Raw genomic sequence first — 12,650 nt, 5'->3', positions numbered from 1 at the left:
TCAAACCGCTTCCACGCGCAAGGTGCCAGCGTCCACCGAAGCGACCCTGACACGCGTGCCTGCCGGCAGTTCGGGCCCCGCGACACGCCACAGGGTGTCGTCAAGCCGGATACGGCCGAAGCCGTTCTCGATGGCTTCCTCGAGCGTTGCCGTGCGTCCGACGAGCTGCTCCCTGCGACGATTGAGAAGCGGTTGGTCGGTTTCTTCGTTGCGGCGCGAATCCATAAGGCGTTTGCCGGCATAGGCCGAGATCAGCGAGAGCGCCAGGAAAACCAGAACCTGCACCTGCCAGCTCCAGGCCGGCAGGTCCCACAATTGCAGCGAAAGCGCGCCGGTCAGAATGGCGGCGATACCGATCCAGAGCAGGAAGACACCGGGTGCCAGAATCTCGGCTGCAAGAAGCACGAAGCCAAGCAGCATCCAGTTCCAGGGGCCGAGTTCCGCGACAACATGCTCGATCATGGCGCTACTCCTGCGACGGTCCCGTGCGGGGCGGACGGGCCGATGAGACACGGTTTGACGGCGCCTGCGGTGTGCTGCCTTCGCCAAACACTTCGCGCGCGATTGAACCGATGCCGCCCAGCGAGCCGATCAGCGAGGATGCCTCGAAAGGCATGAGAACGATCTTGTTGTTGCTGGAGGAGCCGATGGTGGCCAGCGCTTCGGTGTATTTCTGCGCGACGAAGTAGTTGACGGCCTGTACATCGCCGGCGGCGATGGCTTCCGAAACGACCTGGGTGGCGCGTGCTTCGGCCTCGGCGGCACGCTCGCGTGCCTCGGCATCGCGGAAAGCTGCCTCGCGGCGGCCTTCGGCCTCGAGAATCTCGGCCTGCTTCAGGCCTTCCGCCTCCAGAATCTGCGCACGCTTGTTGCGCTCGGCCATCATCTGGCGTGCCATCGATTCCACGAGATTGGCCGGCGGATTGATGTCCTTGATCTCCACACGGGTCATCTTGATGCCCCATGGGCTGGCTGCGTCATCGACAATCCGCAGAAGCTTCTCGTTGATCGCATCGCGGTTGGACAGGAGTTCATCAAGGTCCATGGAGCCCATGACGGAACGAATGTTTGTCATGGTCAGATTGAGGATCGCGTTCTCGAGACCGGAGACCTGATAGGCTGCCTCGGCGGCGGTGAGCACCTGGTAGAAGGCAACACCGTCGACGGCAACAATCGCGTTGTCACGGGTGATGACTTCCTGGGTGGGAACGTCGAGCACCTGCTCCATCATGTTCATCTTCGCGCCGACGCGATCGATGAAGGGGACAATGAGATTGAGGCCGGGCGTGAGCGTTTTCGTGTAGCGACCAAAGCGCTCTACGGTGAAGTTGAAGCCCTGCGGAACGGTCTTGATGCCGGCAAACAGCAGGAGCAGGACAAGGACAACGAGTACTGGAATGATGAAGTCAAAACCGGAGAAAGGCATATTCGGCTCCTGGGACCGCTTCAGAGGGGCATGAGTGACACGCGGGCGTGCAGTTTAGGGCACTGCGCCACGATGTGAATAGAAAGACCACGGATCGCACCACCACGGAAACAGACTGCACGGAGGCTAAGCCTGTTTCCACAGCAAGTTGCATCGCGGTGCATATGCCTCGCCAAATATGACGTGCCTGTGGCAAGGCTGCGTTCGATCCTAAAGCCAGCCCGAAAGCTCGCGGCGTACAAGTGTCTCGATCACGGCCATGCCCTCATCCGTGTCGTTGAGGCAGGGAATGTGGGTGAAATTCTTGCCGCCGGCTTCATGAAAAATCTCTCCGGCCTCTCCGGCGATTTCTTCCAGCGTCTCCAGACAGTCGGACACGAAGCCGGGATTGAACACGGCAATGGATTTGACGCCCTCTCTGGCGAGCTTTTCAACGGTCTTGTCGGTATAAGGCTGGAGCCATTCTTCCGGGCCGAAGCGTGACTGAAAGCAGGTCATGAGTTTCTTCTCGTCCCAGCCGAGGCGTTCGCGCAGGAGGCGTGTCGTTTTCTGGCAGTGGCAATGGTAGGGGTCGCCGCGCCTGAAATAGCTTTGCGGGATGCCGTGATAGGAAGCGATGACGACTTCCGGCTCGAAATCCAGGCTCTCAAGGTGCTTTTCGATGGAGCGGGCGAGCGCCTCGATATAGACCGGCTCGTCCTGATAGGAGGGCACGGTGCGGATGGCTGGCTGGAAGCGCATCTTCGCAAGCGCTTCAAAGAATTTGTCGTTCACCGTTGCCGTGGTGGTGGCGGAATATTGCGGGTAGAGCGGGAACATGACGATGCGGTCGCAGCCGCGTTCCATCAGGCTCTTTGTCACCGTTTCGATGGAGGGCTGCCCGTAGCGCATGGCCCAGTCGACAATGACATGCTCATGCCCCGTCAGCGCCTGGGCGAGTTTTTCGCCCTGTGAACGGGTGAAGGTACGCAGCGGCGATTCATTGCGCTCATGGTTCCAGATTTCCGCATAAGCCGCGCCTGACTTTTTCGGCCGCGTGTTGAGAACGATGCCGTAGAGGATCGGATACCAGATCGCTTTCGGCCATTCGATGACGCGGGGATCTGATAAAAACTCCTTCAGATATCGCCGCATCGGCGCGTAGTCGGTTCCGTCTGGTGTGCCGAGATTCACAAGCAAAACGCCTACCTTGCCGACGCGGACAGGTGGGTGTTCTGCGGGCAGCGGGCCAATGGCCTTTGCCGCTTTTGGGTCGATTTTCGTGGGGAGATTCATGCTTTGGCTCCGATCATGCAGGGGAAGCTAGCGAAGCCGGGCAGGTTTTCAATGGAGCGCGTGGCCGCAGGGGCGAAAAAAAGAGCCCCGCCGGGTGGCGAGGCTCCGTGAAGCTCTGGAAGCGACCGCTCAGTTTGCCGATGGCAGGTTAAGTTCCATGCCGACGTCGATCCGGTTGGGATTGATCTGCGGGTTGGCTTCCGCGATAGCCTGCCATTTGGCCGGATCGCCATAATGTGTGCGGGCGATCTCCCAAAGCGTGTCGCCGCGTGCGACGGTGTGGGTTTTCTTCTCGCCCTCCATGGCTTCACCGGCCTCTTTCGCGGCATCGCCGGCGGTTTCGGTCATCTTTTTCATGGCGTCGCCGGCCTCTTCAGCAGCCTTGTCCGCCATTTCCTTGGCGCCTTCAGCCATGCTTTCGACGGCGTCGCCCGCCTTTTCAACGGCCTCTTCGATCGCTTTTGGTGCCTCGCTGGCAATCGTTTTCGACATCTCCGGCAGATCTGGGGTTGTGGCCTCGGTCTCCGCTCCTGCAACGCTCGCCTCGACCATCGTGATGCGGCCGTCAATGGCTGGCGTATAGGGGCTGTTTTCGGCCAGATAATCGGCAAGAACCTGTTCAAGCCCCGGGCCGTAATCATAGGCGTTTTCGGCATTCTCCGCGAAGAGCCTGTAGCCATCGCCGCCATTGCGCATGAAATTGTTGGAGGCGATGGTGTAGGTGGTGCCCGGGTCGATCGGAGACCAGCCGTCGCCGTCCTTCACCTCGACGGACTTGATGCGGCCTTCGCCGGGAGAGACGGACGGGTCGAAGCTGTAGCGCAGGCCCGAGACCTGCGGGAAACGGCCCGCGCCTTCCTCGATCTGGCTCACGCCGCTTTCCAGCGAGGCGACGACGTCGGCGCCCTTCAACTGGAAGGTGGCAAGCGTGTTCTGGAAGGGCAGGACACCCAGCACTTCACCCATGGTGACCTCGCCGCCATCGATGGAGGCGCGCAGGCCGCCGCCATTGGTTATGGCGAACTGCACGCCCTGATCCGCAGTGCGCGCGACCATGGCGTCGGTCACGAGATTGCCCATCTCGCATTCGCCGGCCCGGCAGGTCTCGCGGCTGCCATCGACGGGGGCCGCCGTTTCGGCGACGATCTTGTTCTTCAGTTCCTCGATGGGGCCGGCCAGCTCCTTGACGCGGGCGACAACGGCTTCGTCCTTGGCAACGGAAGCGTCGATCAGCTTGACGTCGCCGGTGGCGGCGGTGACGACGCCGTCATCGTTGAAGGTAAGCTTCAGTTCGCCCAGATATTTGGAATAGGACGCGGCCTGCACCACGGGCACCTGATGGCCGTCGGGATTGTCGACCATGGTCGGGTAGGGGCCTTCGGCACCTTCGACCGTGTTGGACAGGAGCGTGTTTGAGTGGCCACCGACGACCACGTCAACGCCGGGGATTTTGGCGATGGCCTCAAGGTCGCGCGGATAGCCCACATGGGTGAGCGCGATGACCTTGTTTGCGCCTTCGGCGGTGGCGGCTTCGACGGCTGCGGTGATGCCGGCCACATCCTCGATGATGGAGACGTTTTCGCCGGGCGAGGAAAGCTCCGCCGTGTCATTGGCGACCGCGCCGACAATGGCGATCTTCTCGCCGCCGACATCGAGGATGAGATACTCCTTCACCCGGTCACCGAGCGCGGAGGCCTCTTTGGCCTTGACGTTGGAACCCAGAACCGGGAACTCGACCTTGTCGAGGAAGGTGGCGAGGCCGTCTTCGCCGTCGTCAAACTCATGGTTGCCAACGACCATGGCGTCGGTCTTCATGAGGTTCAGGAACTCGGCTTCGGCGGCACCCTTGTAGGTGGTGTAGAAGAGCGAGCCCTGGAAATTGTCGCCGGCGTTCAAAAGCAGGACGTTTTCGCCCTCAAGCGCCTTGCGGGACTCGGCCACGGCGGTGACGAGGCGGGCAGCACCGCCAAAGCACTCGCCGGCTTCATCGTCTTCCGGCGAACAGGTGGAATCGTATTTGTTGATGGGCTCGATGCGGCTGTGCCAGTCGTTCATGTGGAGAATGTTGAGCGTGTAATCGGCGAAGGCCGCGCCGGCGCTCAGCGTCAGTGCCGATGCGGTCAGCGATGCAAGGGCAAGGCGCTTCCTGAAGATCGATCTGTTCATTGTAACTTCTCCCGAATGGCTCTTTTGCGGTCTCTACCGCCGCATTGTGACGCCGTTTTAAAGGCTGTCCGGGCCGCATGTTTCCACCGGCTTGCAAGCGATGCAAGTGAAACTTGGGTGGCAGGCGGGAAGTTCGCGGCGCGTGCTTATGGTGCTATTCTGGGCGGTGCTGAAGAGCCTGAACAGGTCAGGATCTAACCTAAGGGAAGGTGAACGCCATGGACGCTGCAGAACTGCGCGCCATTCAGGCGCCGATCAAGAACCGCTATCGCGGCGAGCCGGGCGCAGCCCTCATCACGCTTCACGCCAGAGGCGCGCTCGACGATCAGAATATTGCCTGCAAGGTGGAGACCGGCCGTGCGATGGCCATTGCAGGACTGCACCCGGCGACGGGCGGAACGGGGCTGGAGCTTTGCTCCGGCGACATGCTTCTGGAGGCGCTGGTCGCTTGCGCGGGCGTGACGCTGAAGGCCGTGGCCACGGCGCTGGAGATACCGCTCCGGGCGGGCGTGGTTTCAGCCGAGGGCGATCTCGACTTTCGCGGCACGCTGGGCGCGGTGAAGGATGCGCCGGTGGGTTTTGCGGAAATCCGGCTGTCCTTCGATCTCGACACGGATGCATCGCAGGAGCAGCTCGATCAGTTGTTAAAACTCACCGAGCGCTACTGCGTGGTCTACCAGACGATTGCGAACGGCCCCTCGCTCAGCGTGGCTATGACGCGGGTGTGAGCGCGCCGCGCGGGCTTTCGATGCGCGCCATCTCGACGGAAACCGCCTTGAGCAGGGCGTGGACCCGGCTGCCCGGCTGAAGGCCGAGCGCATCTGCCGATTTTGCCGTGATGCGGGCCAGAAGCTGCTGCCCGCCAAAGCCGAGCGCGACGGTGGCGAATGCGCCGTCGCGGCGAATTTCCTCGACAATTGCGGGAAGCTGGTTGCGGATGGAGAGCCCGTCATGGGGCGCATTGGCGATGGCGACATCGCCTGCCCGCACGCGCAGCCGCACCGTCATGCCGGGTGCGAAACCGTCTCCGGTCAGCTCGATGCGGCCTTCACCAAGCGCGATGACGGCGGTGTGGTAGGCGGGGTCAACATCCGTGATGCGACCCTCAAGGATGACGCCGGCCTCGTCGGGATCGCCGCCGGCGGCAAGGCCGAGACGGGCGAGGATGGCGGCGGCGGGGCCACTGTCGGAAACGCGTCCGTTTTCGATCAGCACGACCGTGTCGGCCAGACGCGCGACCTCGGACGTTTCATGGCTTACATAGAGGATGGGAATGCCGGCCTCGGTGCGGATCCTCTCCAGATAGGGCAGGATCTCGTTGCGGCGCGCCTTGTCGAGCGAGGAGAGGGGCTCATCCATGAGAAGCAGTGCGGGGTCGGCAAGCAGCGCCCTGCCGATGGCGACGCGCTGGCGCTCTCCGCCTGAAAGCGTGGCGGGTGCGGCGTCGAGACGGTCTTCAAGGCCGAGCAGGGCCACCACTTCATCGAAGCCGCGGGAGGCCGGACGGCGACCGGCCCAGCGGGCATAGGTGAGGTTTCTGCGCACCGACAGATGCGGGAAGAGGCGGGCGTCCTGAAAGACGAAGCCGATGCCGCGTTTTTCCGGCGGGAGGTTCGTGCCCCTGGCCGAATCGAACAGCGTGTGCCCGCCCGCCACGATGCGCCCCGACTGCGGACGGGCCGTGCCCGCGATCATCTTCAGGAGCGTGGATTTGCCCGCGCCGGATGGCCCGAACAGGGCGGTGACGCCTGCGCCGGCCTGAAAGGCGGTTTCGATCTCGAACCTGCCGGCGCGGCCCCTGATGTCTACGTATAGAGCGGTCACGCGCGTCCTCCGGTGGTGAGCCTGCGGGCCAGATATTCGGACGCGACGATGGCGGCGAGCGCCAGGGCGACGGCGATTGCGATGAGGCGAAGGGCGGCGGCGTCGCCGGATGGCGACTGCAGCAGCGCATAGATGGCGAGCGACAGGGTCTGCGTTTCGCCGGGAATGTTTGAGACGAAGGTGATCGTCGCCCCGAACTCGCCAAGCGCCTTGGCAAAACCAAGCACGGCGCCGGCAATGACGCCCGGAAGGGCGAGCGGCAGGGTGACGGTGAAGAACACGGTGAGACGCGATGCGCCGAGCGTGCGCGCGGCCTCGCCAAAGCCCTGATCCATGGCTTCCAGTGACAGGCGGATCGGCCGCACGAGGAGCGGAAACGCCATGACACCGGCGGCGAGCGCGGCACCTGTCCAGCGGAAGGCGAAGCTGATGCCGAACAGGTTTTCAAAGAGCTGGCCAAGCGGACCTTTGGAACCGAACAGGATCAACAGGCCATAGCCGGTGACAACCGGCGGCAGCACGAGTGGCAGGGTGACCAGCGCCTGAACGACACCCTTTCCGGGGAACTCCCTGCGGGCCAGAAGCCAGGCGACTGCAAAGGCCGGAACGAGCGCGCAGAGGATGGCGGTAAACGCCACCCTCGCGGACAGGAGTATGATCGAAAGTTCGGTCTCGCCCATGTCGGCAGTCTATTCCGTAGCTTCGGAAAAACCGAGATCGGTGAAGATCGCGCGGCCGGCCTCGCTTTTCAGGAAGGCGAGGAAGGCTTCTGCGCTTTCGGCTCCATCCTTCGTGGCGGCGGCGGGGTAGAGGATCGGCGCGTGGCTGTCTGCCGGGAAGACATAGGCGCGCACCAGATCGCCGGCGGCTTTCTGGTCCGACCCGTAGACGATGGCAGCTTTCACCTCGCCACGGCTGGCAAGCTCCAGCGCCACGCGGACGTTTTCACCGAACACGGCGTTCTTTTCGACGTCTTTCCAGAGGTCGAGGTTTTCGAGCGCCGTGCGGGCATATTTGCCGGCGGGCACATGGCTCGGATCGCCCATGGCGAAGCGTTCGTCGAGCAGGGCGTCGGGGCTCTCAGCGGGCTTTGTGCCCTCTGCGGTTGCGATGACGAGATTGTTGCCGGCGATGATGATCTCGCTATCGGTGCGGACCAGATCGCGTTCGACCAGATACGCCATCCAGTCGGTGTTTGCGGAGATGTAGACATCTGCCGGCGCACCGGCCTCGATCTGGCGGGCGAGAACGGAGCTGGAGGCAAAGGAGACGACCACTTCGTCGCCACCGGCTGCCTGATATTCGCCTGCGGCGCGCTCGATGGCGTCCTTCATGCTGGCAGCGGCAAAAACGGTGATCTTTTCGGCGGTAGCCGCCGTGGAAAGAGAAGCGAGGAGGGCGAGGCTCACAAGAGCACGTTTGAACATGGAACCACCATAGGTCATTAGGCGGACGGTTGCCGCGCGCCGGTCAACGGGAATGCATGGTGGTCAGGTCTGGACATTCGCGCCCCGAATGCCGCCCGAACCTTGGGACAGAGGCAGCCATCACGCGCTGCCCGGGCCGGATATTAGGAGGGGCGTGACGGCGGGGTCAAGGGAGGATGGGGCAAAGCGTTGGGGATGCGGGCGCGTGAGGTGGTGGGCATCTTGGGAATGCCGGTGCTCGCCCCTTATCCTCACCTTCTCCCCGCAAACGGGGAGAAGGGTACCTTGACGTTGGGAAACGGTCAGGCCGTTGCTTCGGAGACGGTTGCCTCAATGTGGTCGACAAGCGGGTCGGGCAGGCGCAGGCGGCCGGCGAGCATGTCGAGATAGCCGCGCTCGGCGCGGGTCTTCGGCTCTATGGTGAGACGCGACGCCGTGTATAGCTCGATCTTCTGGGCGTCGGTCTGCGCGGCCTCGACCAGAGCATCGAGATCGACCGGACGTTCGAGCTCCTGCATGAGGAAGGCCTCTGCCTCGCTGTCGATGCCAGAAAGCTTGAGCTTGTCGGCGATTTTGGCGCGCTCGCCTTCATCGATATGGCCGTCGGCGCGGGCGGTGGCGATCATGGCGCGCACCAGCGCCAGCGCGAATTCGCCTTCGCCCTGGGGGGCCTGGGCCGGGTTGAAGCTGGTGTCTTCCGGGGGCGGCAGAAGCTCGCCTTCCTTGGCCGCTTCGGTCGGCTCCTTGCCGGACTGATAGTTCTGATAGGCCTTGTAGGCGAGGCCGGCCACGGCGGCGATGCCGCCGAGCTTGAGCGCGCTGCCGGTGACGGAACGTCCAGTGCTGGTGCCTAACAGGACGGCTGCGATGGCGCCGGTTGCAAGCGGATTGTCCTTGGCGAGCTGAACCGCCTGGCCCGCCTTGTCGCGCACGGTTCCCTGCGTTCCGGGCACCTGTGAGCCCAGAAGGTCGTTCAACAGCTTCTTTGGATCAAACATCCGCATCTCCTCGTTTCGCGCCTTTTGCGCCGTAGCGTTGGCGAAAAGGTAGGAAGGCATTTGTGGCATTGCAATGTTGGAGGGTGATGCAACCGGCAGGGGAAGACGAAAGTCCAATGTCATTCAAAGGGCTCGGCAGGAGCCTTGCCGCCCGACAGCCCGGTCATGAGCGCGGGGCGGGTACCCCTTCTGTGTTCGGCTGTCTCGAACCGGAGGGCTTCGATGACGCCGTCGCGCGGGAAACGCTCCAGAACCTTTGCGAGCGAGGCAGGCGCGATGCGGCGGCGGCCCGCGCCGAAAAGATCGCAGACCGCGCCGCGCGACACCAGATGCGCCTCCGCGCCATGGGCGCGGGCGGACACCCATCCGTTGAGATGGAGCGCGATGGCGTCGCCGACCTTCCGGCCAACCTTTGCGCCATGTCCCTTCGCGCAGAGATGATCGTGCGCCCGCTCGCCGCCGCTGAGCGCAAAACAGCGGGTGCAGACTGGCGGCTCGTGGCGCTCGGTCAGGCCGATATCGTGCAGGATGGCGGCGGCGAAAAACAGGGCGGGATCGTGGTCGAGGCGCTCATGGGCCGCGATCAGTGTCCCGAACAGATAGGTGCGCCAGCTATGGAAAAGCAGCGCATCGCGATGGGTCTCGGTGGCGAGCTGAAGCGCATCTTCCACCAGCGCGGTCTGCGGCGGCATCAGCGCGTCGAGCGAGACCGGAGCCGGGGTGAGAAGGCCAAGGCGGTGGCGAACCGTGTCGAGTGCGGCATGCACCTGCACAAAGGCGAGATTGCCGATGAGGCGGATTTTCTCGCCGCTGCTCAGTGTTCCATCCATTCCGTGCCCCCAGGCGAGCGTGCCCATGGCTGCGTTTTTGGGATGTTGGGATTGGGTCATTGTAATGTGCCTTGATATTTGTACTGTTTCGCATAAAAATGCACGGAGATGAATTTTATGCAAGATGGTACAAAATGATTGCACGCCGAGGACGCCCGCCGGCCTATGACCGCGAAGCGGCGCTGATGGCCATTGCGGAGGCGTTTCGCCTGCGCGGCTATGCCGCTGCCTCGCTGGACGAGATCGCGCGGGCGGCGGGGATGAACCGGCCCAGCCTTTTCGCCGCGTTCGGCAACAAGAAGGCCATGTATCTGGCTGCCCTTGAAGACTATCGGCGTCGGATGAAGCAGGCGGTTTCGCCGGCGCTGGCGGGTGAGGGGCCTCTGGGCGATGCGCTGACGGGGTTCTTCGACGCGGCCATTGGCTTTTATGGCGAGGGTACCGCGCCGGGCTGTCTCGTTTTTTGCACGGCGACGGCGGAAGCGCCGGCTGATGAAGAGATTGCCGCTGCCCTGGCGGACACGATTAGTGGGATCGAGGCGCAGCTAGCGGCGCGGATCGCGCGCGAAGCGGCTGACAGTGAAGTGGCGGGGCTGGCGCAGTTGATGGTGTCGGTGCTGATATGCATTGCCGTTCAGGCCCGTGCGGGTGCGGACGAGGCGGCGCTGAAGAGCTTTGCGCGCGCCAGCGTGGCTGCGGCATTGCGTCAGGCCCTGTGATTGGGCTTTGACATTTGGCGCATCGGGTGGCACTGGCTCCAGCCCGATTTTCAAATGCAAGGCATTCACGTGGCCGACGTCGTTTCCCACACCCTGACTCTTTCCGATGGACGCAGCCTCGGCTGGCATGAATGGGGCGCGCCTGCAGGCCGTGTCGTGATTTTCTGTTCCGGTGCGGGGATGGCAGGCGCTATCCCGTTTGGCGGCGCGGCGGCAGAGCGTCTTGGCCTGCGCATTGTCGCGGTGGACCGGGCAGGGCTCGGCGCGTCTGACGCGGACCCGGACAAGAGCTTTCAGCGCTGGAGCGTGGATGTGGCGGCGCTGCTGGCGGATCTGGGGGAAGACAGTGCGCTGGCCATGGGCTTTTCGCAGGGCGCGCCGTTTGCGCTGGCGCTGGCGGATGCCGGGGTGGCGAAGGCCGTGGCGCTGGTTTCAGGTCAGGATGAACTGTCTGCGCCGGAAGTGCTGTCGCAATTGCCCGAGCCTGTCGCCGATATGGTGCGGCTTGCCAGGGAAGATCCGGCGCGTCTGGAGGCGGACATTGCCGCCTTCGCGACGGCCGAATGGCTGTGGCAGATGATCGAGACGATGAGCGGGCCGCAGGACCGCGCCTATTATGCAGGCGAGGCGTTTGCGCCGCTCTATCGCGCAGCGCTGGCGGAGGGGTTTCGGCAGGGGGCAGCCGGGTATGCCCGTGACACGCGGCTTGCCATGGAGCCCTGGCCGTTCCGGGTCGAGGAGATTGCTTGTCCGGTGGCGCTGTGGTTCGGCCTTGCCGATACGAGCCCGGTGCATTCGCCGGACTTTGGTGCGACGCTGGATGGCCGTTTCGTCAACAGCACGCTGCACCGGCTTGAAGGCGAGGGCAGCGCCATTCTGTGGAGCCATGCGGACGTGATCCTCGAGGATCTTGCCGCAGCGGGCTAGGTCTTCTGCTTCTCTGACGGTGTGCCGATGGGGAAGCTCTGGCCGCGCTTTTCGGCCAGTTCCACCTGGTGCTGGCGCTCGGCATAGCGGGCGCGGTCTGCTTCGCTGCGGGTTTCGGCGCAATGCGGGCAGGAAACGCCTTCCTGAAACAGCGGGGAGGCGCGCTCCTGAGGCGTCAGCGGATGTCGGCAGGCGCGGCAAAGCGTGGCGTCGCCCTCTTCCAGACCATGGCGCACCGAGACGCGTTCATCGAACACGAAGCACTCACCTTCCCACAGGCTTTCTTCAGCCGGAACCTCTTCCAGATATTTCAGGATGCCGCCCTTGAGGTGATAGACGTCATCGACACCGATCAGCTTCATGTAGGATGTGGCCTTCTCGCAGCGGATCCCGCCGGTGCAGAACATGGCGACCTTGCGGCCCTTGAGGCGGTTGAGGTTTCGCTCCGCCCAGGCGGGAAAGTCGCGGAAGGTTTCCGTTTCGGGATCCACGGCTCGGGAAAATGTGCCGATGGCGGTTTCGTAGGCATTGCGGGTGTCGACGACCAGCGTGTCGGGATCAGCGATCAGCGCGTTCCAGTCGGCAGGCTCCACATAGGCACCCACCTGATTGACGGGGTCGACCTCGGGCACGCCCATGGTGACGATCTCCTTCTTCAGCCGCACTTTCATGCGGTGGAAGGGCATTTCGGAGGCCGTGCTGTATTTGACCTCGATGCCCCTGAGAGCGGGGATCTTCTCCAGATGGGCGATCAACGCGTCGATGGCTTCGGGCGTGCCGGCAACGGTGCCGTTGATGCCCTCAGTGGCCAGAAGAAGCGTGCCGCGAATGCCGCGTTCGCAGCAAAAAGCTGCAAGCTCGGGACGCAGCGCCTCATACCGCGGCAGGTCGGCGAAACGATAGAGCGCGGCGACGCGAAATCTCTGTTCAGGCGTGGAAGAAATCATGCGCGGTCTCCTACGCTTCTCCCCGTCGGCTTGCAAGAAAAAGCGGAGTTCTGCCATTCCCGGGGCGCCGTGGCGGGTTATTTAAAATTGTATCGCATTCAATTTATCCCC

General features: G+C 63.4%; 13 protein-coding genes. 3 read left to right on the top strand and 10 right to left on the bottom strand.

All coding sequences use genetic code 11. The features are described from left to right. The 4 genes from BLW55_RS07075 to BLW55_RS07060 all read right to left on the bottom strand — a co-directional run bounded on the left by BLW55_RS07075 (position 1) and on the right by BLW55_RS07060 (position 4,867). The gene (locus BLW55_RS07075) at positions 1-462 is read right to left on the bottom strand and encodes an NfeD family protein (protein WP_007008566.1); all 462 of its coding nucleotides are present in this window, start codon (positions 460-462) and stop codon (positions 1-3) included. 4 nt (positions 463-466) lie between these two features. Continuing rightward, the gene (locus tag BLW55_RS07070; RefSeq protein WP_007008567.1) at positions 467-1,426 is read right to left on the bottom strand and encodes an SPFH domain-containing protein; all 960 of its coding nucleotides are present in this window, start codon (positions 1,424-1,426) and stop codon (positions 467-469) included. A 210-nt stretch (positions 1,427-1,636) separates the two neighbouring features. Beyond that, on the bottom strand, positions 1,637-2,701 hold the full coding sequence (gene hemH / locus BLW55_RS07065) for a ferrochelatase (protein ID WP_007008568.1): 1,065 nt from the start codon (positions 2,699-2,701) through the stop codon (positions 1,637-1,639). Between the two features lie 129 nt (positions 2,702-2,830). Then, positions 2,831-4,867, bottom strand: a complete 2,037-nt coding sequence (locus tag BLW55_RS07060) for a 5'-nucleotidase C-terminal domain-containing protein (RefSeq protein ID WP_090327783.1) — start codon at positions 4,865-4,867, stop codon at positions 2,831-2,833. 218 nt (positions 4,868-5,085) lie between these two features. On the opposite strand from BLW55_RS07060, the gene BLW55_RS07055 reads away from it, so the two are divergent. Further along, on the top strand, positions 5,086-5,595 hold the full coding sequence (locus BLW55_RS07055) for an OsmC family protein (RefSeq protein WP_090327780.1): 510 nt from the start codon (positions 5,086-5,088) through the stop codon (positions 5,593-5,595). Here the strand turns inward: BLW55_RS07055 and modC are convergent. The 5 genes from modC to BLW55_RS07030 form a co-directional block, all read right to left on the bottom strand. Next, positions 5,579-6,691: a molybdenum ABC transporter ATP-binding protein gene (modC, locus tag BLW55_RS07050; RefSeq protein WP_090327779.1), complete on the bottom strand. Its 1,113-nt coding sequence runs from the start codon at positions 6,689-6,691 to the stop codon at positions 5,579-5,581. The two genes, BLW55_RS07055 and modC, sit on opposite strands and share 17 nt — an antisense overlap. Continuing rightward, positions 6,688-7,371 carry a molybdate ABC transporter permease subunit gene (modB, locus tag BLW55_RS07045; protein WP_025031672.1) on the bottom strand — a complete coding sequence of 228 codons (684 nt, stop codon included), beginning with the start codon at positions 7,369-7,371 and terminating at the stop codon, positions 6,688-6,690. The genes modC and modB overlap by 4 nt, the downstream gene beginning before the upstream one ends. Positions 7,372-7,380: 9 nt before the next feature. Beyond that, positions 7,381-8,118 carry a molybdate ABC transporter substrate-binding protein gene (modA, locus tag BLW55_RS07040; RefSeq protein ID WP_090329916.1) on the bottom strand — a complete coding sequence of 246 codons (738 nt, stop codon included), beginning with the start codon at positions 8,116-8,118 and terminating at the stop codon, positions 7,381-7,383. 302 nt (positions 8,119-8,420) lie between these two features. Beyond that, positions 8,421-9,116, bottom strand: coding sequence for a tellurite resistance TerB family protein (locus BLW55_RS07035; protein WP_090329915.1), 696 nt, complete (start codon positions 9,114-9,116; stop codon positions 8,421-8,423). A 119-nt stretch (positions 9,117-9,235) separates the two neighbouring features. Further along, complete coding sequence (locus tag BLW55_RS07030; RefSeq protein WP_036541600.1) at positions 9,236-10,006, bottom strand: HD domain-containing protein; 771 nt, start codon at positions 10,004-10,006, stop codon at positions 9,236-9,238. Positions 10,007-10,080: 74 nt separating this feature from the next. Between BLW55_RS07030 and BLW55_RS07025 the strand changes: the two genes are divergently transcribed. Beyond that, complete coding sequence (locus BLW55_RS07025; RefSeq protein WP_090327777.1) at positions 10,081-10,665, top strand: TetR/AcrR family transcriptional regulator; 585 nt, start codon at positions 10,081-10,083, stop codon at positions 10,663-10,665. A gap of 69 nt (positions 10,666-10,734) precedes the next feature. Continuing rightward, a complete protein-coding gene (locus BLW55_RS07020; RefSeq protein ID WP_244509009.1) occupies positions 10,735-11,592 on the top strand; it encodes an alpha/beta fold hydrolase in 858 nt (285 codons plus the stop codon). Here the strand turns inward: BLW55_RS07020 and trhO are convergent. Further along, positions 11,589-12,539 (bottom strand): oxygen-dependent tRNA uridine(34) hydroxylase TrhO, encoded by a 951-nt coding sequence (gene trhO / locus BLW55_RS07015; RefSeq protein WP_007008578.1) that lies wholly within the window; start codon positions 12,537-12,539, stop codon positions 11,589-11,591. The genes BLW55_RS07020 and trhO overlap by 4 nt on opposite strands. Positions 12,540-12,650 lie beyond the last annotated feature (111 nt).

It is taken from the genome of Nitratireductor aquibiodomus, assembly GCF_900105565.1.
In the GTDB taxonomy this organism is placed as follows: Bacteria; Pseudomonadota; Alphaproteobacteria; order Rhizobiales; family Rhizobiaceae; genus Nitratireductor; species Nitratireductor aquibiodomus.
The sequence above is the reverse complement of the archived record's forward strand: the minus strand, read 5'-3'. Positions and strand labels throughout refer to the sequence as shown.